We start from the raw sequence: 18951 nt of genomic DNA, 5'->3' as shown, positions 1-18951 counted from the left end.
CCCATGGAAAGGCCGTCCGATAGACCCGCTTCATGGCACCCGCATGTCGCCTCACAGGCCGAGCACCAGCTTCGAGAACAACGTCCAGCTCACCGGGTTGCGCCCATAGGCCGCATCGAGCGCATCGGGTTTCAGATACCCCGCCACCGTCCCGCCCAGCGCGACGCCCAGCGGCCCCAGGATCGGCAAGCGATAGGCGTATCCCGCCTCCAGCTTGGTCACGTCGAACAGCCGGTCGTGGAGCGGATCGTCCTCGTCGGGAAACAGTTCGTCGGCCCGGACATGCTCCAGCCGTCCGAACACGGCGTGACGCGCGTCGATCTCCCAGCTCGCCTCCGCCAGCCAAGCGGGCAGCACGGGGCCGGGGAGCCGGTCCTTGCGACTATAGGCGAAGGTCGTCGTCACCGGCCCGGTCGCATAATGGATGCTGGCGGTGGTGCGCGCCTCGTCCTCGTCGGGGTGGAACTCCTCCGGGCTCTTCAGTCGCCCATGGCTGACCTGCATCGCCAGGGCGGGGCTCGGCGTCCAGCTCGCGCGCACGCTCCAGCTGTCGAACTTGGGCGCCTCGATGTTCCACCGCCGCTCGTCGGGCTCGCGCCCTCGGAACGCCGACGCTTCGATCTGCCAGCGCGGCGCCGCATAGCCGCCGGTCACCACGCCATAGGTGATGTGCGACGAATCGAACCAGTGATGCGTGATCGGCGCCAGCGGCAGGTAGCGCGCCGACGCCCGGTGGACGAAGGCGCTCGGCCCCAGCGCCGGCTCCGCCACCGGCCCGCCATAGAGGAACAGGCTGTCGCCGCCCCCCAGCCGATAATCGACCCGCGCCGACAGCTCCATGAACAGGTCGTGCGGATGCTGGCGATCGACCAGCGGCCGGTTGTTCGCCACCTCGCCCACCGCGAAGATGTTAGGATAGCCGCGCGCGCCCATGGCGGGTTCCAGGCTCCCCATCGCGCGTAGCTGGACATGGACGCGGTCGCCCCAAGGACCAGGGATGTCGCGGTCGCCCATCAGCATCGCCATCGAGGTGATGAACGCCATGTCATCGCCGCGCCGCCCGCCCTGGTCGTCATACACGCCCCAGGCATAGCCATGCGCCATCAGCATCCACGCGCCCGCATGAACCATCGTCCCGCGCATCGGCGCCTCCAGATAGGGCAGCCGCGCGGTGCCCGAGCCGGTGAGGTAATCGTCCCGGCCCATGCCCATCATCATGGACATGGCGGTGGCGGTCGACCCGTGCCCCATGGCGCTATGGTCCATCGCAGCATGGTCGGGCGCCGAGGGAGGTTCGTCCGTCGGCATGGCAGGGGTGAGCGGCGCGCGGGACTGGTCGTGAGCCATCGCGCCCTGATCGTGCGGGGCAGGCGCGGGCGCCGGTATGGGCGAGGGAGGTGCGTGATGCTGGTGCTGCGCCGCCGCCGGAACGGCGAACAGCGCCGCCGCCGCGCTCGCGGCGAGCAGGGTCGTCCTGGTCATGATGATTTCCGAAACTAAGGGGAAAGGAACGGGCCGAAGCCCGCGCGATCACCCGAAGCGCGGAGGGGGCAGGGCAGGCGGCGCGTCCCGCCCGATCACGAGCGCGTGGACAGGTGACGACACCGGAAAGACCGCCACCGGCACCGACGCGCCGATGCGCCCAGGCGTCCAGTTCGACGGCGGCACGCAGCCGACGCACGCCGTGGCGGGGGCGATCCCCTCGTCGCGCTCGACCGGCGCGGATCCGTGATGCGACGGCGCGGCGGCATGATGCTCCGAGCTCCGCGCGTGGCAAGCCGCCGTCGCGACCGGTGCCGCCAAGGCGAAGGCGAGCAGGAACAGGATCAACCGGGCGAGCATCCCCGGCTATCTAGCCGACCAACGCGGCCAAAGGAACCCGACCGATCCGGGCAGGAAGCCGAGAAAGCCCGCCTGCATCGGCGACGCCACCGTGTATGCCCCGCCTCACACGTTGAACCGGAACAGCATCACGTCGCCGTCCTGGACGACATAGTCCTTGCCCTCCTGGCGCAGCTTGCCCGCGTCGCGCGCTCCGGCCTCGCCGCCCAGCCGGACGAAATCGTCGAACGCCGTCGTCTCCGCGCGGATAAAGCCGCGCTCGAAATCGGAATGGATCGCGCCCGCCGCCTGCGGCGCCTTGGCCCCGACCTCCACGGTCCAGGCGCGCGCCTCCTTGGGACCGACGGTGAAGAAGGTGAGCAGATGGAGCAGCTTGTACCCGGCCCGGATCACGCGGGCGAGCCCCGTCTCCGTCAGCCCAAGCTCGCCTAGGAACTCGCCCCGATCCTCGGGCGGCATGGTCGCGATCTCCGCCTCGATCGCCGCCGACACGACCACCGCCTCCGCGCCCTCGGCCGCGGCCTTGGCGAACACCCGGGCGGACAGCGCATTACCCTCCGCCGCCTCGCTCTCGCCGACGTTGCAGACATAGAGGACGGGCTTGGCCGTCAGCAACTGCGCCTGGGCGAAAACGCGCGCCTCCTCGACATCCTTGGGCTGGACCAGTCGCGCCGGCTTGCCCGCGCGCAATAGCTCCAGCGCCTGGCCCAGCACGGCGGCGCCGATCTTGGCCTCCTTGTCGCCCTGCTGGCCCTTCTTGACGAGGTTGGGGACGCGCTTCTCCAGGCTTTCCAGGTCGGACAGCATCAGCTCGGTCTCGACCGTCTCCGCGTCGGCGACGGGATCGACCTTGCCCTCGACATGCGTCACGTCGCCGTCCTCGAAGCAGCGCAGGACATGGACGATCGCGTCGACCTCGCGGATATTGCCCAGGAACTGGTTGCCCAGCCCCTCGCCCTTGGACGCGCCGCGCACCAGCCCGGCGATGTCGACGAAGCTGAGCTGCGTTTCGATGATCTTGGCCGACCCGGCGATCGCCGCCAGCTTCTGCAGCCGCTCGTCGGGCACCGCGACGTTGCCGACGTTCGGCTCGATCGTGCAGAAGGGATAATTGGCGGCCTGCGCGGCCGCGGTCTCGGTGAGCGCGTTGAAGAGCGTCGATTTGCCGACGTTCGGCAAGCCGACGATGCCGCAGCGAAAACCCATTGCGTGTTCCTGGAAACGAAGTTGGTCGCCGCCGCCCTAGAACCAAGCGCGCGCGCTTGCCACCCCGGTGGAAATCGGTCGAACCGATTGAACAAGGCCGCGCGCTCGCCGGTTGAGCCGGACATGCCCGACATCGATCCGATCACCGCCGCCAAATCCGCCGCCGACGCCGTGGAGCGCGTCGACCTCGCGGTCACCGACGCGATCGACGATCACCGCGACCGCCCGCTCGTCAAGGCCGCAGGCTGGTTGAGCGAGATCGGCGACCAGCCGCCGCTCCGCGCGCTGACGCTCGGGGCGGCGGCGGTCGGGCTGGCGCGCAGGGATCCGCGCCTGACCCGCAACGGCGTGCGGATGTTCGCCGCCCATTCGCTGGCGACCGACATCAAGAACCTGATCAAGCGATCGATCGACCGCACCCGGCCCGACCAGGCGCTCGACCACGAGTACCGCATGGAGCCGGGCGACAGCCACGAGCACGAACTCTCCTCCTTCCCCTCGGGGCACACGGCGGGCACGCTGGCGGTGACGCAGGCGCTGGCGCGCGACTATCCGGGGTCACGCGCGGCGGGGCTCGTCGCCAGCATCGCGATCGCCGCGATCCAGGTGCCCCGCGCCAAGCATTTCGTCAGCGACATCGTCGTCGGCGCGGTGATCGGCTGGGCGGCCGAACAGCTCAGCTCGCGTCTGCTCGACCGGACGGAGGCGTGGCTCGCTACCACCGATAGTTGAAGCTGACGCTGATCCGCTCGCCCTTGCCGATATGCGACAGCACCTCGTGGCGCAGCCAGCTCTCCCATAGCAGCAACGTCCCCGGCTCGGGCGCGACAGTGCGGAAGGTGGCGAGTGCCGCCGGCCCATCGACGAGGCGGGGGGGAGCCGCCATCATCAGGCCCAGCCGCGGATCCTCGAACCGGATCGCCCCCGATCCCGGCGGCAGCGCGAGGTAGAGCGTCCCAGACACGACGCTATGCGGATGGATATGCGCGCCGTGATGCCCGCCCGGCTTGAGCAGATTGACCCACAGGCTGTCGAGCCTGAGCTTGCGCCCGCCCAGATCGAACGCGCACGCCTCGGCGAAGCGCGCCACGCGGCGGTCCAGGTGCCGCTTCAGGTCGGCGAAGGCCGGATCGCGCCGGGGCAGGTCGTCGAGCGACGCATAGGAGGTATAGCCGCGATAGCCATGTTCGCGGCACCAGCGCCGCCCGGCGCCGTCGTCCTCCGCCAGCGTCCGTACCGAATGTTCGAGCTCGGCGGTCAGCGCGTCGTCGCCGAGTGCGTCCTGATCGAGCAGGGTGGGGAAGAGCGCGGTAACCGTCATCACCGCGCCCAAGCACGCCCGGCGCCGGCACGCAACGCCGTCAGGCGGCCGAGCGGAGCGCCACCGTCGCGCGTACCATCGCCCCCAAGATCATCCGCGCCGATGCGCCATCGGCCAACGCGGCGAGCGTTGCCTGCGCCGCGCCCAGCCGGTCGGCGCGCACCAGCCGCCAGATGCCCAGCCACACCGCCTCGGTCTCCGACACCAGCGCCTGGCACGGCCGCTCGAAGACCAATGTGTCGGTCGATCCCTCGTCCAGCGCACGCATCGCCGCATCGAACGCGCCCGACCCGCCGCCCAGCGCATCGGCCGCCGCCGGAGTGCCAGCGCCCGCCGTCGTCAGCTGATGCACCCAAGCCCGCGTCGCACCGAGCAGGCGACGGTCGAGGCTGGGGAGGTCCGAGACGGAACGATCGATCAGGTCATACATGGCAGGTGACACCCGCTAATGAGAATGCCTCTCACTAACTGGTTCGGGACAGACCGTCAATCCTTTCGTCCTAAGCCGAGGATGCCCATCCTCACACCGGGACTCGGTCACGATACGGGTGCAGAGCGAATCACGCCTTCGCCATGGGCCATCTCGACCAGGCCCCGGCCTTCGCCGGAAGGCGAGCAGGGCAGGCAGACGTGACCCAGCCTGATCGCCATCCGTTCGAGTCGTCCGCCGGATATTATCGTCGGTCGCGGATGTTCACGCGAAGACGCGGAGGCGCGAAGATTTGGATCCTGCCGTGGCAGCGGGGCACCTGACCGGCGGGAGCGACCAAGCCCTAATGCTGCTCGGGCACCTTCTTCGCGCCTTCGCGTCGTCGCGTGAACCGCAATAAATTACCAAACAAGATGTCGATCCGCTCCAGGTAGCGTGGAGCGCGGTACACCCGCCTGTCATCGCTGCCCCCGAACGAAAGAAGCCGGGCGCGGGCCATGTCCCACGCCCGGCTCCGGCCGGTAACCCAGCGGCGAACGCTTACGCGTCGGCGCGCTCGTAATGGCCGCACCAATCGTTCGTCTCGACCTTGGGCCAGACGCCGTGGCTGTCCGCGCTGGGCTGGCCGATCGGCGGGTTGTAGCGGCACAGGCCGAGCGATGCGCTCGTCGACTCGGTCGAGGCCGTGTCGAAATAGCGGCACTTGCCGCAAGCGGCGGTTCCGGCGGTCGTGAGGCCCATGGGATGCTCCTGTCGTTGAGAGAGTTGGTGCTCGAAACGGAAGTAGCTCGCAAGAGTTCCCGAAACAACAACAAACAACTTTTGCGAACAACTCTCACTCAAGCTGCGACTAACTCTCAATATTGGTGCAGAGACTAAGTATTGCGATTAACTCGCATTCCTAATCCTGCAGCCGTAGCGCGACCTCGTTCATGAACCTGGCATCGTCGCCCGCCGCCAGCCACGCCGCCTCGGCCGCCACCGCCCCCAGCAGATCGGACAGGAGATCGAGTTCCGCCTTGGCATAGGACCCCAGCACATGGCCGTTGACCCGGTCCTTGTGCCCCGGATGACCGATGCCGATCCGCACCCGGCGATAATCGGGTCCCAGATGCTGGTCGGTCGATCGCAACCCGTTATGCCCCGCCGCGCCGCCGCCGCGCTTCACCTTGACCTTGAACGGCTGGAGGTCGAGCTCGTCGTGAAACAGCGTCAGCGCCTCGACGCCCAGCTTGTAGAAGCGCGCCGCCTCGCCGATCGACCGCCCGCTCTCGTTCATGAAGGTCGCGGGTTTCAGCAGCAGCAGCTTCTCGCCGCCGATCCGTCCCTCTCGCACCCAGCCCTGAAACTGCTTTCTGGTCGGCCCGAAATCATGGACCTCGGCGATCGCGTCGACCGCCATGAAGCCGACATTGTGCCGGTGCATCGCATAGCTCGGTCCCGGATTGCCGAGCCCCACCCAGATCTGCATGTCGAACTCCCGACAAGAAAAAGGGGCAGGGGAGCGTCGCCGCCACCCTGCCCCGATGCGAACCCGCCAGATAGAACCCGACGGCCCGGCTCAACCCTGGTCGGGCGTGTCCGCATCGTCGCCGGTCGCGTCGAGCGACTCGTCCAGCGTCGGCACGCCGGCCTCGATGTCGGCGGCGTCGTCGGCGGCGGTCGGCACCGTCGGCGGCACGATGGTGGCGATCGCGAAGTCGCGGTCGGTGATCGCCGGGGTTGCGCCCGACGGGAGCGTCACGTCGGAGATGTGGATCGAGTCGCCGACCTCGCGCCCGGCCAGCGAGATCGCGATCTCGGTCGGGATGTCCGACGCGTCGACGATCAGGTCGACCTCGTGGCGCGTGACGTTCAGCACGCCGCCCGCCTTGATCCCGGCGCTCTCGTCCTCGTCGGTGAACACGACCGGCACCGACACGGTGACCGTGGCGTGCTCGGAGATGCGCAGAAAGTCGACATGAACCGCGCGGTCGGTGACCGGGTGGAAGGACACGTCCTTGGGCAGGGTGCGGATTGCACCCGAACCGGCACCCTCGATCATCACGACCGAGTTCATGAAGTGGCCGGTCGACAGCGCCTTGGCGAGCGCCTTGGCTTCGAGGTGGATCGAGATCGGCTCTTGCTTCTGGCCGTAGATCACGGCGGGCACGCGGCCATCACGACGCAGCGCCCGGGAGGCTCCCTTGCCAACCCGGTCACGCGTCTCGGCTGCGAGCGTCAATTGGTCGCTCATGCTGGTACTCCGAGAAAAATGTATGCTTCCGCCCACGCCTCCAGGGATGACCATGGAGCGGAAGCGCGGGCGTGTAGCCGTGACCGGCGATTTTCGCAAGTCGCGGCGCCCGGTCGGGTCAGTAGCTGACCCGCTCCGCCTTCAGCCCGCGCCGGGCGAGCTGCGCCTGCACCGCCTCCTTGCCCGCCAGATGCCCCGCACCGACCGCGACGAACACCGTTCCCGGCCGCGCCATGCGCTCGCCGATCCACCCGGCCCAGCTCTTGTTCCGGTCGAACAGCAGGATGCGGGCGAGTTCCGGCGTCTTCTCCAGGCTGTCGTTCATGATCGCCGCCAATGCCGCCGGGTCGCCCCGCGACCAGCTGCCCACCATCTTCTCCATCTCGCCGGGCATCTTGGACAGCTCGTCGACGCTGGCCGTCAGGAAGCTGATCTGCGCGGGCGTCGACAGCCCGTCGAACAGCCCCAGCTGCTGCTCCGCCGTCTCCAGCCCCACCACCTGCTTGCGCGCGTCGCGTGCCGCCTTGGTCAGGATCTTCTCCGGCCCGTTCGCCGCGTCATAGCCCAGCTTGCCCAGCGGCCCCACCGTGGCCGAGATCGCCGCCAGCCACGGCTTCATCCGGTCATAACCCGCCTGGGGCAGCCCCGCATCGGTCAGCGCCTTGGCGACGGCCGCGCGCTTGGCCGGGGGCAGCTGCTCGGTCAGCGTCGGCCCCGATGTCGACAGCCCCTTGGCGATGACGATCTTCTGCATGGCGGCGGGATCGGGTTCGATCATCTCCAGCACCAGCGTGTCCGACCGATCGAACGCGGTCCTGACCGCCTCGTCGAACCAGGTCAGCCCGGGTTTGAGCACATGCACCGTCCCGAACAGATACACCGTCGTGTCCGCGTCCTTGACCACCCACAAGGCGGGATCGGCATCGTTGACGGCCGCCACGACCGGCTTGGGCGCGGTCTGCGCGCAGGCGGGGAGAGCCAGCATGAGGCCCAGCGCGGTCAGGCTCGATTTCAGCACCAAGTTCATCCTTCATTCCTTCCGATACCGTGGTCGGCCCGGGTCAACGACCGCGTCGCCAGAGAAACACGCCCATCACCGTCACCATCGTCGCCGAAAAGATCGCGAAATGGCCGAAGGGCGGGGGCTGGTTCAGTCCCTCGAACAGGGTGTGGATCGCGAACAAGGCCAGATAAACGCACATCCCCACGTAACAACCCCACAGGTTCGCCTCGCGCTCCTGCTCGTCCACCACGCGCAGATAGAAGATCGTCCCCCATAGGAACCCGCCGATCGCCGCCGCGCCCCCGGCGGCCAGCACCAGCCAGCGCACGCCGCCCGGTGCAATGGTCAGGCCCAGGCGCAGCATCGCCAGCCCCGCTACGATCAGGATCGGCGATCCGATCCACGCGGCCATGCGCCGCTTGCGGGCGGTCGCCATCTCCGCGCGCCACTCTTCAGCCATCATTCCCCCCGTCATCGAATATCTCCTCGATCCGCATATCGAACAGCCGCGCCAGCTTGAACGCGAGCGGGAGCGAGGGGTCGTATCTGCCCGTCTCGATCGCGTTCACCGCCTGGCGCGACACACCCAGCCGCCCGCCCAGCTCCGCCTGGCTCCAGTCGCGCATCGCGCGCAAAACCTTGAGCCGGTTCTTCACGGGGTCAGTCCTGCCTGTCGGTATGTCATGGACACCTGACTAATCGCGCGTCGCCGACCTGTCAAGCATCACTGACACGAAGTCGCGTTCGCCTGTCCTACCCGCGTCCTCGCCGCGCTTGACCGCCCCCGGCGCGTTCGCCAAAGCGCCGGGCATCGTGACCGCCCCGCTCAGCTTCCAGAACATGATCCTCGCGCTCCACCGCTACTGGAGCGATCGCGGCTGCCTGATCCTCCAGCCCTATGACATGGAAATGGGGGCGGGGACGTTCCACACCGCGACGACGCTGCGCGCGCTCGGTCCCGATCCCTGGAGTGCCGCCTTCGTCCAGCCCTGCCGTCGCCCCACCGACGGCCGCTACGGCGAGAACCCCAACCGCCTTCAGCATTATTACCAATATCAGGTCATCCTGAAACCCAGCCCCCCCGATCTCCAGGAGCTGTATCTTGGCAGCCTCGCCGCGATCGGCATCGACCCGCTCCTCCACGACATCCGCTTCGTCGAGGACGATTGGGAATCGCCGACGCTCGGCGCCTGGGGGCTGGGCTGGGAGGTGTGGTGCGACGGGATGGAGGTGACCCAGTTCACCTATTTCCAGCAGATGGGCGGCTTCGACTGCCGCCCCGTCTCGGGCGAGCTGACCTACGGGCTCGAACGTCTCGCCATGTACATCCAGGACGTCGACAGCGTGTACGATCTGGCGTTCAATGACGCCGGGGTGACCTATGGCGACGTGTTCCACAAGAACGAGGTCGAGATGTCGACCTGGAACTTCGAGGTCGCCGATACGGAAACCTTGTTCGACCAGTTCCGCAAGGCCGCCGCCGAGTCCGAGAACTGCCTCGACCGCGCCGTGCCGCTCCCGATCCCCGCCTATGAACAGGCGATCAAGGCCAGCCACACCTTCAACCTGCTGCAGGCGCGCGGGGTGATCTCGGTCGCCGAACGCCAGGCCTATATCGGCCGCGTCCGCGACCTGGCCAAGGGCGCCTGCGCGGCGTGGATGACCAAGAACGGGTGGGCGGCGTGAAGAAGATGTTCACGCGGAGGCGCGAAGGCGCGAAGGCGCTGATCACTTCGATCGACCGCGGCGATCTCGGGCGTAGCGCAATGATCGGGCGCCTCCGGCGGGCGCTCGCGAGCGCTCATGCCTGTCTCGATCGTCCTTCTCTTCGCGCCTTCGTGCCTTCGCGTGAACCACCCTTGTTCATCCTGGCAGCTCACGCATAAATGCCCGATTTCCTCCTCGAACTCCGCTCCGAAGAGATTCCCGCGCGGATGCAGGCCAAGGCGCGTGAGGACCTTCAGCGGCTGTTCGTCGCCGAGCTGGCCGCAGCGGACATCGTCCCCGGCGCGATCGTCACCTACGCTACCCCCCGCCGCCTGGCGCTGATCGCCCACGACCTCCCCGCCGAAATCCCCGCGTCGAGCGAAGAAGTGAAGGGCCCGCGCGCGTCCGCCCCGCCCCAGGCGCTCGAAGGATTCCTCCGCAAGACCGGCCTGACCCGCGACCAGCTGACCGAGCGCGACGGCGTGTTCTACGCGGTCACGACCAGGCCCGGCCGCGCCACCATCGACCTGCTCGGCGCCGCCGTTCTCGCCATCGTCCGCGCCTTTCCCTGGCCCAAGTCGATGCGCTGGGGCGCCGCCTCCACCACCACAGAGTCGCTCCGCTGGGTCCGCCCGCTCCAGGGCATTGTCGCTTTGTTCGGCGACGAGATCGTGCCCTGCCAGGTCGCCGGCATCCCCGCCGGCGCCGCGACCGTCGGCCACCGCTTCCATCATCCGGGTCCCATCACGCTCGGCGGCGCGCATGATTATGTCGAAAAGCTGCGCGCCTGCCACGTCGTCGTCGACCCCGCCGAGCGCGCCCAGACCATCGCCCTCGGCGCGACGCTCCTCGCCAACAAGGCCGGGCTGACGCTCGTCCGCGACGAGGCGCTGCTCGCCGAGAATGCCGGGCTGACCGAATGGCCCGTGCCGCTGCTCGGCCGTTTCGACGCCGACTTCCTGTCGGTCCCGCCCGAGGTGATCCAGCTCACCGCCCGCGTGAACCAGAAATATTTCGTCTGCCACGATGCCGACGGCAAGCTGGCGAACGCGTTCCTCTGCACCGCTAATATCGACGCCGACGACGACGGCGCGCGCATCGTCGAGGGCAACCGCAAGGTCCTCGCCGCCCGCCTCTCCGACGCGCGCTTCTTCTACGACCAGGACCTGAAGGTCCCGCTCGAGGAACAGGCCAAAAAGCTCGACCGCATCGTCTTCCACGAGAAACTCGGCACGGTAGCCGACAAGGTCGACCGCGTCGCCAAGCTCGCCCGCTGGCTGGTGGAGGAGGGGATAGTTCCCAATTCCTCCCCGGCACGGGGAAGGGAACCAGCGAAGCTGGTGGAGGGGGCCCACCCCTCGACGGGTACGTCCCTTGGAGAGGTGGGCCCCCTCCACCACCAGCCTGTGGCTGGCGGTCCCCCTCCCCGTGCCGGGGAGGAATTGGCCGACCTCGCCGAACGCGCCGCCCGCCTCTGCAAGGCCGATCTCGTCACCGCGATGGTCGGTGAGTTCCCCGAACTCCAGGGCCTGATGGGCGGCTATTACGCCGCCGCCCAAGGCGAACACCCCGCCGTCGCGGCTGCGATCCGCGATCATTACAAGCCGGTGGGGCAGGGCGACGCCGTCCCGACCGCGCCGGTGACGGTGGCGGTGAGCCTGGCGGACAAGTTGGATAGCTTGTTCGGCTTTTTTGGCGCGTACCAGCTACCGTCGGGTTCCAAAGATCCCTTCGCACTTAGGCGATCTGCGTTGGGGGTCGTCTCGATGCTCTCGTCTCAATCGATTCGGCTGCCAATCTCGAAAGCCTTAGAAATCTTCTACCGCGCTCATGCTGCTCGACCACCTCATGGGGGGATGAGCGCATCCGGCTTTTATCGTGATCGAGACGATCTGATAGAGGGAACTCTATCGAGCGACGATTTCGGCGCTATCGGCTTTTGGATGGAGCGTTTTGACGGCGTAAAGAACGGAGTTGAAACAGACGAGTACGTTGCTCACCCTTTGTGGTTTGATACTGAGGAGCGGTGGAAAGATTTTGAGCTGGCATTCAGTAGTGAGAAGATTAAGTATGGTGAACTCGGTGCTGATGAGACTGCATATTTTACTATATTGGATTTTAAGTGGGTCGAGCAGAAGATCCTCGACTTCTTCGCTGACCGCCTCAAGGTCCAGCAACGCGAAGCCGGCGTCCGCCACGACCTGATCGACGCGGTGTTCGCGCTCGGGGGCGAGGACGATCTCGTCCGCCTCCTCGCGCGCGTCCGCGCGCTCCAGGGTTTCGTCGGCACGGAGGACGGCGCCAACCTCCTCACGGGCTACAAGCGCGCCGCGAACATCCTGAAGAAGGAAGGCTGGATCGCATCTCCCTCTCCCCTCCGGGGAGAGGGGCAGGACCGGACGCCTGCTTCGGAACCGGCCCCTCTCCCCGCAAGCGGGGGGAGGGAGCAGAATCCGCTGTCCTACACGCCCGAACCCGAGGAAGCTGCGCTCGCGACCGCCCTCGACTCGGCCGAGCCGATGGCGACCGCCGCGATCGCGCGCGAGGATTTCGAAGCGGCGATGACCGCGCTGGCCTCGCTTCGCGCGCCGATCGACGCGTTCTTCGACAAGGTGACGGTGAACGATCCCGACCCCGCGAAGCGCGCGGCCCGGCTCGCCCTGCTTGCCCGCGTTCGTGCCGCGGTGCACAACGTCGCGGATTTCTCGCGGATCGAGGGTTGATCGCACTCGAGCGTTTCGGCCTGAACTTCCATTGAACTTCCGGCGCGGCCGGGCAGGGGGGCGACGATGACGCAATATGTGTACCGCTTCGGCGGCGGAGTGTCCGACGGCGGCAAGGGCGACCGGAACCTGCTCGGTGGCAAGGGCTCCAACCTGGCCGAGATGGCGTCGATCGGCCTGCCCGTGCCGCCCGGCTTCACGATCTCGACCGCGATGTGCGCCCGCTATTATGACGAGGGCGAACGCTTCCCCGACAGCTTGCGCGAAGAGGTCGCCGCCGGCCTGGCGCATATCGAGCAGGTGACGGGCAAACGCTTCGGCGACGCGGCGGACCCGCTCCTCGTGTCCGTCCGCTCGGGCGCGCGCGTGTCGATGCCGGGCATGATGGACACCGTCCTGAACCTCGGCCTCAACGACGAAACGGTACAGGGCCTGGCCCGGGCGTCCGGCGACCCGCGCTTCGCCTGGGACAGCTATCGTCGTTTCATCCAGATGTACGCCGATGTCGTCCTCGACCTCGATCATGGCAGCTTCGAGGAAGCGCTGGAGGTCGCCAAGGAGGATCGCGGCTTCACCCTCGACACCGAACTGTCGGCCGCCGACCTCCAGGAACTCGTCGCCGAGTATAAGCAGCTCGTCGAGGCCCAGTGGAACAGGCCCTTTCCGCAAGGTGTGCATGACCAGCTCTGGGGGGCGGTGGGCGCCGTTTTCGGATCGTGGCAGTCCGACCGCGCCAAGGTCTATCGCCGCCTCAACGACATCCCCGCCGACTGGGGGACTGCCGTCAACATCCAGGCGATGGTGTTCGGCAACATGGGCGAGACGAGCGCGACCGGCGTCGCCTTCACCCGCGACCCCGCCAAGGGCGACCGCGCCTATTATGGCGAGTTCCTCATCAACGCCCAGGGCGAGGATGTGGTGGCGGGCATCCGCACGCCGCAATATCTGACGCGCCGGGCCCGCGAGGACGCGGGCGCCCGCGCCGCTTCCATGGAGGAGGCGATGCCCAAGGTTTACGGCGAGCTCGCCGCCGTGTTCGACACGCTCGAACGCCATTACCGCGACATGCAGGACATCGAGTTCACCGTGGAGCGCGGGGCGCTGTGGATGCTCCAGACCCGCAGCGGCAAGCGCACCGCCAAGGCCGCGCTCAAGATCGCGGTCGACATGGCGAACGAAGGGCTGATCACCCAATCGGAGGCGGTGCTGCGCGTCGACGCCTCGGCGCTCGACCAACTCCTCCATCCCACGCTCGATCCCGACGCGCCGCGCGACGTGCTGACCCGCGGCCTGCCGGCCAGCCCCGGCGCGGCCAGCGGCTTCGCGGTGTTCGACGCCGACACCGCCGAGAAGCGCAGCGCCGCCGGCGACGCGGTGATCCTGGTCCGTACCGAGACCAGCCCGGAGGATATCCACGGCATGCACGCCGCGCGCGGCATCCTCACCGCGCGCGGCGGCATGACCAGCCACGCGGCCGTCGTCGCGCGCGGCATGGGTCGCCCTTGCGTCTCGGGCGCGGGCGCGATCTCGATCGACCTCAAGACCCGCGTCATGCGGGTCGGCGACCGGGAGGTAGCGGAAGGCGACCTCCTCACCGTCGACGGCACGAGTGGCGAGGTGATGGTCGGCGCCGTCGCCACCGTCGAGCCCGAACTGTCGGGCGATTTCGGCGCGCTGATGCTATGGGCCGACGCCGCCCGCCGCATGAAGGTCCGCTGCAATGCGGAGACGCCCGCCGACTGCCGCACCGCCCGCGGCTTCGGCGCGGAGGGCATCGGCCTGTGCCGCACCGAGCACATGTTCTTCGAGGCCGCCCGCATCACCGCGGTCCGCCAGATGATCCTGGCCAGCGACGAGGCCGGCCGCCGCGCCGCGCTCGCCAAGCTGCTCCCCGAACAACGCGCCGATTTCGCCGAGATATTCGAGGTCATGGCCGGGCTGCCCTGCACCATCCGCCTGCTAGACCCGCCGCTGCACGAATTCCTGCCTACGGAGGAAGCGGATTTCGCCGATGTCGCCGCCGCCGCCGGGGTCGGGGTCGACCTGCTCAAGCGCCGCGCCGCCGAGCTCCACGAATTCAACCCCATGCTCGGTCACCGGGGCTGCCGTCTGGGCGTCACCTATCCCGAAATCTACGAGATGCAGGCCCGCGCCATCTTCGAGGCCGCGCTCGACGTGGCCGAGAAGTCCGGGGACGCGCCGATCCCCGAGGTCATGATCCCCCTCGTCGCCACCGCGCGCGAGCTCGACCTGATGAAGGCCGTCGTCGACCGCGTGGCCGAGGCGGTTTTCGCCGAGCGCGGCCGCCGCCTCGACTATCTCGTCGGCACGATGATCGAACTTCCCCGCGCCGCGTTGCGCGCCGGGGACATCGCGCGCGGCGCCGAATTCTTCTCCTTCGGCACCAACGACCTGACCCAGACGACGCTCGGCGTCAGCCGCGACGACGCCGCGCGATTCCTGGGCGACTATGTCGGACAGGGCATCTACGCCCGCGACCCGTTCGTCAGCCTCGACGTGGAGGGGGTCGGTGAGCTCGTCGAGATCGCGGCCGAACGGGGCAGGGCGACCCGCCCCGACCTGAAGCTCGGCATCTGCGGCGAACATGGCGGCGACCCGGCCAGCATCGACTTCTGCGAAGGCGTAAAGCTCGATTACGTGTCGGCCTCGCCCTACCGCGTCCCCATCGCCCGCCTCGCCGCCGCCCAAGCCGCCCTGCGACGCTGAGGCGGCGGGGATGCGCGCCGGGCTCCGCTACGCGATCTGCGCCGTCGGCGGGGTCGCGCTCGGCCTGGGCGCCGCGATCCAGACGGTGCGCGCGGGCGCGTTCGGCGCGACGGAGCGGATCGGCCCCTGGGCGACCGGCACCGATTTCGGCACGGCCGATGCCAGCCCCCGCACCCGCGCCGTTGTCGCGCTGCGCGGTCTGCTGGCGCTCCCCGCCCGCGAGGCGCGCTACTATACCGCCGCGCTCGACGATGCCGGCCGCCCGCTCGATGGACGCTGCCGCTACCGGATCACCGGCACCGCGCCCGATGCCCGCTGGTGGAGTCTGACGCTTTACGACCCGGACGGCTATCTCGTCGCCAACAACGCGAAGGTCTATTCGATCGGCAGCGCCGCGCTGACCACGCCCGAGCTGGCCCGCTGGACGGTCATCGCCGCGCCCGACCGCCGGCCCGGCCGCTGGCTTCCGACCGGCGGGCTCGACCGTTTCGAACTCACCCTGCGCGCCTATCTACCGGCGGGCGAGGGCAGGGCCAACCCGCCCCGCGCGGCGCTCCCGGCGATCGTGCGGGAGGCCTGCGCGTGATCCGCCGCTGGCTGCTCCCCGTGCTGATCGGCATCCTGCTCGGCTATGGCATCTACCGGGCGGCGCTGGTCAACGCTCCGCGCTTCCTGATGGCGGCCGCGGTCCGGCGCGTGGTGAGCGTCGGCCGCTTCAACGCCATGACCCACGCCCCGCTCGCCACGGCCGCATCGCGCGCGATCGTGCGGCCCAGCCCCGACCTGGCTTATTCCACCTGCGTGTTCGACCTGACTCCGGGGCCGGTCGAGGTCGTCATACCGCCGCTGTCCGCACCCTATTGGTCCCTGTCCGTGTTCGACGCCCGCACCGACGTGGCGTTCGTCCGCAACAATCGCGACACGGGCGACGGCCCGGTCCGCATCTTCATCGCCGGCCAAAACCAGCCCGTGCCCGCGGGCGCGCAGGTCGTGCGGGTGAACGGCGCCCGCGGCATCGCGTTGCTGCGCGTCCTGGTCGAGGACCGCGCCCGCTTCGCGCCCCTCGATCGCGCCCGCCGCGCGGCGACTTGCCGGATCCTCGGGGTCTAGCCGCGCGGGTGGGCGCGGGGGTCCGAGCCCGGGCCCCAGTCGAACCAGTCGCGCTTGGGCCGGTCGCCGATCACCCGCCGGGTAAGGGGCATCGCCGGCTGCCCGCTCGCCGAAGCCGTTTGGCTCAGCCGCGCATTCTCCCGCTCCAGATCGGCGATCCGCGCCTGCGCCCGCGCCAGCGACACCCGGTCGCGCTCCAGCTCGGCGATGCGCGGATCGGCCTGGACGGGCCGGCTGCTCTCGCGCTCCAGCTCAGCCGTTCGTGCATGGGCGAGCGACACCGCCTCGCGCTCCCGCGCCAGCTCCGCCGCATAGCTTTCGCGTTCGCGTTCGAGCTCGGCGGTCCGCGTCTCGGATTGCGAAAGCCGTGCATGGCTGGCCTCCAGCTCGCGGATGCGCGCATCGTAACCCGCCACGCGCGACTCCGCGTCGCGCCGCGACGCTGCATGGGCGTCGCGCTCGGTGACATAGCGTTGCTGCCATTTGCGCCCGCGCGACGCGAGCGCCAGCCCGAGCAGCAGCCCACCCAGCAGCGCCAACGCGAGCGCGACCCATTCCGAAGGCGTCGTGAACATCGGTTTTCTCCCGTTACGGAACCCCAACGATCCACACGGCCCCGGGTTGCCCCTTAGAGCGCGCCGCTCGTCATCGTGTCGGAGATCGAACAGGCCGCCGGCCCCAGAATGACCACGAACAGCACCGGCAGGATGAACAGGATCAGCGGCACCGTCATGATCGCGGGCAGTCGCGCGGCCTTTTCCTCCGCCCGCATCATGCGCTCGTTGCGGAATTCGGCCGACAGCACACGCAAGGCCGAGGCGAGGGGGGTGCCGTATTTCTCCGTCTGGATCATCGTCGTCGTCACGCCTTTCACCGCGTCGAGGTCGACCCGGGTCGCCAGATTCTCGAACGCGGTCCGACGGTCGGTCAGAAAGCCCAGTTCGATCGCGGTCAGCGTGAACTCGTCGCCCAGCTCCGGATAGCCGCGCCCCAGTTCCTTCGCGACGCGGTGGAACGCCGCATCCACCGTCAACCCGGCTTCCGCGCAGATGACGAGAAGGTCGAGCGCGTCGGGCAGCCCCTTGCGGATCGCATCCGATCGCTTGCCGATCTTGTTCTTCAGGAAAAGATCGGGTGCCTTGTAGGATAGGATCAGGCTGCCCGCGACCAGCCCATAGCGCTTGAGCGTGGTCCAGTCCGCGAACGCGTCCGTGCCATAGACCCAGAACGCCATGGCGCCGCCCAGCACGATCGGCAGGACCAGCCGGCCGAAGATGACCGCCACCGCCCATTCCTTGGACCGTATGCCGGCCTGTGCCAGCTTGATCTGCGCGGCCTTGACCTGGTCGTCCTGCAGGACCTTCATGCCCTGCAGGAATCCGCGGATCCAGTCGGTGGTCTCGTTGCGCTGGACCAGCTTGGCGCGGCGCTTGGTTGATGCGGTGATGCCCGCCTTCAGCTGCTCGCGCCGGTCGTTGAGCGCCTTGACGCGTTTGGCCATCGGGTCGCGCACGGTCACCGCCGCGTAGAGCGCCAGCATCACCGCGAGCGTGGCGACGGTGGCCAGCAACGTCGCCGCCCACATCACGTCGACGCCCAGCAGCGTCGGTCCTTGTCCCTCGCCCATCGTCACGCGTCCTTAAATCTCGAACCGGATCATTTTGGCCATGATGGCGGCGCCGATCGCCATCCAAACCATGCCGCCCAGCCCCGTCGCGATCAGCCGCTGGTCGATGAAGAACTGCATCATGTAACCCTGGTTGATGTTGTAGATCATCACGAACACGATGAAGGGCAGCGAGCCTATGATGTAGGCCGATGCCTTGGACTCGGACGACATCGCGGCGATCTTCAGCTTCATCTGCGCGCGCTTGCGCAGCACCTCGGCTAGGTTGGCGAGCGTCTCGGCCAGATTGCCGCCCGTCTCGCGCTGGATCGCGATGGTGATGACGAAGAACTGGAACTCGGGCGTGCCCAGCCGATCGGCGGTCTCTTGCAAGGCTGCGTCCATCGATCGCCCGATCTTCATCTTGTCGGCGATCGCGCGGAACTCCTCGCCGACCGGCCCGGCGACCTCCTGGCCGACGACGCCGATCGTCTCGGAAATCGGCAGACCCGACCGAAGGCCACGAACCAGCAGCTCGATCGCGTCGGGGAATTTCGTCGTGAATTTGCCGACCCGGCGGTTGATCGTGATGCTGACGGTGAAGTGCGGGATGCCGATGCCCAATGCGGAGCCGAGCATCAACGCGAGCAGGATCGGCAGCCCCTGAAGCGCCGAAAGCCCGGCCACCACCACCGCTATACCCGCGCTCGCCATCCCGTACTGGCCCACCGTCCAGTCCTTGCCGGTCATCGCCAGCCGCTTCGCCAGAATGGCGCGGTTGGGCAGGATGCGGCCGATCGCCAGGTCCATCCGGGTATCCCGCGCGTTGGTGATCTTGCGCAGTTGGGTGTCGAGCGCGACCACGCGAGCGTCGCCGTGTCGGCCCCGGACACCCGCGAGCCGGCGCGTCTGGGCGCGCTGCGTGGATGGGCCCGCAAAGGCGAACGCCACCATCCCCAGCACCGAGGCCGCGCCCAGCGCCACCATCAAGATCGGCATCAGTTCCATCGTGCGCGCCTATCCCCTTGGCCTTCGTCGTC

Annotated in this window: 20 protein-coding genes; 6 read left to right on the top strand and 14 right to left on the bottom strand. The window is 68.4% G+C overall.

The annotated features are described in order from the left end of the window. Window positions 1-51 precede the first annotated feature (51 nt). From VF592_RS00685 to ychF, 3 genes are all read right to left on the bottom strand, one after another. Entirely contained in the window at window positions 52-1482 is a 1431-nt protein-coding gene (locus tag VF592_RS00685; protein ID WP_331003666.1) for a hypothetical protein, read from the bottom strand. Between the two features lie 48 nt (window positions 1483-1530). After that, window positions 1531-1842, bottom strand: coding sequence for a hypothetical protein (locus VF592_RS00680; protein ID WP_331003665.1), 312 nt, complete (start codon window positions 1840-1842; stop codon window positions 1531-1533). 105 nt (window positions 1843-1947) lie between these two features. Continuing rightward, the gene (gene ychF / locus VF592_RS00675) at window positions 1948-3048 is read right to left on the bottom strand and encodes a redox-regulated ATPase YchF (protein ID WP_331003664.1); all 1101 of its coding nucleotides are present in this window, start codon (window positions 3046-3048) and stop codon (window positions 1948-1950) included. A gap of 123 nt (window positions 3049-3171) precedes the next feature. On the opposite strand from ychF, the gene VF592_RS00670 reads away from it, so the two are divergent. Next, window positions 3172-3780 carry a phosphatase PAP2 family protein gene (locus VF592_RS00670; protein ID WP_331003663.1) on the top strand — a complete coding sequence of 203 codons (609 nt, stop codon included), beginning with the start codon at window positions 3172-3174 and terminating at the stop codon, window positions 3778-3780. Here VF592_RS00670 and VF592_RS00665 read toward each other — a convergent pair. From VF592_RS00665 to VF592_RS00630, 8 genes are all read right to left on the bottom strand, one after another. Beyond that, the gene (locus VF592_RS00665) at window positions 3764-4369 is read right to left on the bottom strand and encodes a TIGR02466 family protein (RefSeq protein ID WP_331003662.1); all 606 of its coding nucleotides are present in this window, start codon (window positions 4367-4369) and stop codon (window positions 3764-3766) included. The two genes, VF592_RS00670 and VF592_RS00665, sit on opposite strands and share 17 nt — an antisense overlap. Window positions 4370-4409: 40 nt before the next feature. Beyond that, window positions 4410-4799 carry a hypothetical protein gene (locus tag VF592_RS00660; RefSeq protein WP_331003661.1) on the bottom strand — a complete coding sequence of 130 codons (390 nt, stop codon included), beginning with the start codon at window positions 4797-4799 and terminating at the stop codon, window positions 4410-4412. A 540-nt stretch (window positions 4800-5339) separates the two neighbouring features. Then, window positions 5340-5540, bottom strand: a complete 201-nt coding sequence (locus tag VF592_RS00655) for a hypothetical protein (RefSeq protein ID WP_331003660.1) — start codon at window positions 5538-5540, stop codon at window positions 5340-5342. A 160-nt stretch (window positions 5541-5700) separates the two neighbouring features. Beyond that, window positions 5701-6270 carry an aminoacyl-tRNA hydrolase gene (gene pth, locus VF592_RS00650; RefSeq protein ID WP_331003659.1) on the bottom strand — a complete coding sequence of 190 codons (570 nt, stop codon included), beginning with the start codon at window positions 6268-6270 and terminating at the stop codon, window positions 5701-5703. 90 nt (window positions 6271-6360) lie between these two features. Then, complete coding sequence (locus tag VF592_RS00645) at window positions 6361-7035, bottom strand: 50S ribosomal protein L25/general stress protein Ctc (protein ID WP_331003658.1); 675 nt, start codon at window positions 7033-7035, stop codon at window positions 6361-6363. A 118-nt stretch (window positions 7036-7153) separates the two neighbouring features. Continuing rightward, window positions 7154-8062 carry a TraB/GumN family protein gene (locus VF592_RS00640; RefSeq protein ID WP_331003657.1) on the bottom strand — a complete coding sequence of 303 codons (909 nt, stop codon included), beginning with the start codon at window positions 8060-8062 and terminating at the stop codon, window positions 7154-7156. Between the two features lie 34 nt (window positions 8063-8096). Continuing rightward, window positions 8097-8501: a hypothetical protein gene (locus VF592_RS00635; RefSeq protein ID WP_331003656.1), complete on the bottom strand. Its 405-nt coding sequence runs from the start codon at window positions 8499-8501 to the stop codon at window positions 8097-8099. Next, on the bottom strand, window positions 8491-8694 hold the full coding sequence (locus VF592_RS00630; RefSeq protein WP_331003655.1) for a helix-turn-helix transcriptional regulator: 204 nt from the start codon (window positions 8692-8694) through the stop codon (window positions 8491-8493). The genes VF592_RS00635 and VF592_RS00630 overlap by 11 nt, the downstream gene beginning before the upstream one ends. A 154-nt stretch (window positions 8695-8848) precedes the next feature. Between VF592_RS00630 and VF592_RS00625 the strand changes: the two genes are divergently transcribed. The 5 genes from VF592_RS00625 (at window position 8849) to VF592_RS00605 (ending at window position 16305) form a co-directional block, all read left to right on the top strand. Beyond that, window positions 8849-9724: a glycine--tRNA ligase subunit alpha gene (locus VF592_RS00625; protein ID WP_331003692.1), complete on the top strand. Its 876-nt coding sequence runs from the start codon at window positions 8849-8851 to the stop codon at window positions 9722-9724. Between the two features lie 200 nt (window positions 9725-9924). Further along, complete coding sequence (gene glyS, locus VF592_RS00620) at window positions 9925-12468, top strand: glycine--tRNA ligase subunit beta (RefSeq protein ID WP_331003654.1); 2544 nt, start codon at window positions 9925-9927, stop codon at window positions 12466-12468. 66 nt (window positions 12469-12534) lie between these two features. Further along, on the top strand, window positions 12535-15195 hold the full coding sequence (gene ppdK / locus VF592_RS00615; RefSeq protein ID WP_331003653.1) for a pyruvate, phosphate dikinase: 2661 nt from the start codon (window positions 12535-12537) through the stop codon (window positions 15193-15195). A gap of 10 nt (window positions 15196-15205) precedes the next feature. After that, complete coding sequence (locus tag VF592_RS00610; protein ID WP_331003652.1) at window positions 15206-15781, top strand: DUF1214 domain-containing protein; 576 nt, start codon at window positions 15206-15208, stop codon at window positions 15779-15781. Then, window positions 15778-16305 (top strand): DUF1254 domain-containing protein, encoded by a 528-nt coding sequence (locus VF592_RS00605; RefSeq protein WP_331003651.1) that lies wholly within the window; start codon window positions 15778-15780, stop codon window positions 16303-16305. The genes VF592_RS00610 and VF592_RS00605 overlap by 4 nt, the downstream gene beginning before the upstream one ends. Here the strand turns inward: VF592_RS00605 and VF592_RS00600 are convergent. The 3 genes from VF592_RS00600 to VF592_RS00590 are packed head-to-tail and all read right to left on the bottom strand — an operon-like array spanning window position 16302 to window position 18919. Further along, a complete protein-coding gene (locus VF592_RS00600; RefSeq protein ID WP_331003650.1) occupies window positions 16302-16880 on the bottom strand; it encodes a hypothetical protein in 579 nt (192 codons plus the stop codon). The two genes, VF592_RS00605 and VF592_RS00600, sit on opposite strands and share 4 nt — an antisense overlap. A 53-nt stretch (window positions 16881-16933) precedes the next feature. Next, window positions 16934-17932: a type II secretion system F family protein gene (locus VF592_RS00595; protein ID WP_331003649.1), complete on the bottom strand. Its 999-nt coding sequence runs from the start codon at window positions 17930-17932 to the stop codon at window positions 16934-16936. A 12-nt stretch (window positions 17933-17944) separates the two neighbouring features. Further along, on the bottom strand, window positions 17945-18919 hold the full coding sequence (locus tag VF592_RS00590) for a type II secretion system F family protein (RefSeq protein ID WP_331003648.1): 975 nt from the start codon (window positions 18917-18919) through the stop codon (window positions 17945-17947). Between the last annotated feature and the right edge of the window lie 32 nt (window positions 18920-18951).

Source organism: Sphingomonas sp., assembly GCF_036388435.1.
Classification (GTDB): Bacteria; Pseudomonadota; Alphaproteobacteria; order Sphingomonadales; family Sphingomonadaceae; genus Sphingomonas.
The sequence above is the reverse complement of the archived record's forward strand: the minus strand, read 5'-3'. Positions and strand labels throughout refer to the sequence as shown.

Coding starts and splice junctions, on each gene's coding strand:
- VF592_RS00670 (WP_331003663.1), top strand. CDS start 3,172: ATGCCCGACATCGATCCGATCACCGCCGCCAAATCCGCCGCCGACGCC.
- pth (WP_331003659.1), bottom strand. CDS start 6,270: ATGCAGATCTGGGTGGGGCTCGGCAATCCGGGACCGAGCTATGCGATG.
- VF592_RS00645 (WP_331003658.1), bottom strand. CDS start 7,035: ATGAGCGACCAATTGACGCTCGCAGCCGAGACGCGTGACCGGGTTGGC.
- VF592_RS00610 (WP_331003652.1), top strand. CDS start 15,206: ATGCGCGCCGGGCTCCGCTACGCGATCTGCGCCGTCGGCGGGGTCGCG.
- VF592_RS00635 (WP_331003656.1), bottom strand. CDS start 8,501: ATGATGGCTGAAGAGTGGCGCGCGGAGATGGCGACCGCCCGCAAGCGG.
- glyS (WP_331003654.1), top strand. CDS start 9,925: ATGCCCGATTTCCTCCTCGAACTCCGCTCCGAAGAGATTCCCGCGCGG.
- VF592_RS00660 (WP_331003661.1), bottom strand. CDS start 4,799: ATGTATGACCTGATCGATCGTTCCGTCTCGGACCTCCCCAGCCTCGAC.
- VF592_RS00600 (WP_331003650.1), bottom strand. CDS start 16,880: ATGTTCACGACGCCTTCGGAATGGGTCGCGCTCGCGTTGGCGCTGCTG.
- VF592_RS00685 (WP_331003666.1), bottom strand. CDS start 1,482: ATGACCAGGACGACCCTGCTCGCCGCGAGCGCGGCGGCGGCGCTGTTC.
- ppdK (WP_331003653.1), top strand. CDS start 12,535: ATGACGCAATATGTGTACCGCTTCGGCGGCGGAGTGTCCGACGGCGGC.
- VF592_RS00655 (WP_331003660.1), bottom strand. CDS start 5,540: ATGGGCCTCACGACCGCCGGAACCGCCGCTTGCGGCAAGTGCCGCTAT.
- VF592_RS00665 (WP_331003662.1), bottom strand. CDS start 4,369: ATGACGGTTACCGCGCTCTTCCCCACCCTGCTCGATCAGGACGCACTC.
- VF592_RS00680 (WP_331003665.1), bottom strand. CDS start 1,842: ATGCTCGCCCGGTTGATCCTGTTCCTGCTCGCCTTCGCCTTGGCGGCA.
- ychF (WP_331003664.1), bottom strand. CDS start 3,048: ATGGGTTTTCGCTGCGGCATCGTCGGCTTGCCGAACGTCGGCAAATCG.
- VF592_RS00590 (WP_331003648.1), bottom strand. CDS start 18,919: ATGGAACTGATGCCGATCTTGATGGTGGCGCTGGGCGCGGCCTCGGTG.
- VF592_RS00595 (WP_331003649.1), bottom strand. CDS start 17,932: ATGGGCGAGGGACAAGGACCGACGCTGCTGGGCGTCGACGTGATGTGG.
- VF592_RS00640 (WP_331003657.1), bottom strand. CDS start 8,062: ATGAACTTGGTGCTGAAATCGAGCCTGACCGCGCTGGGCCTCATGCTG.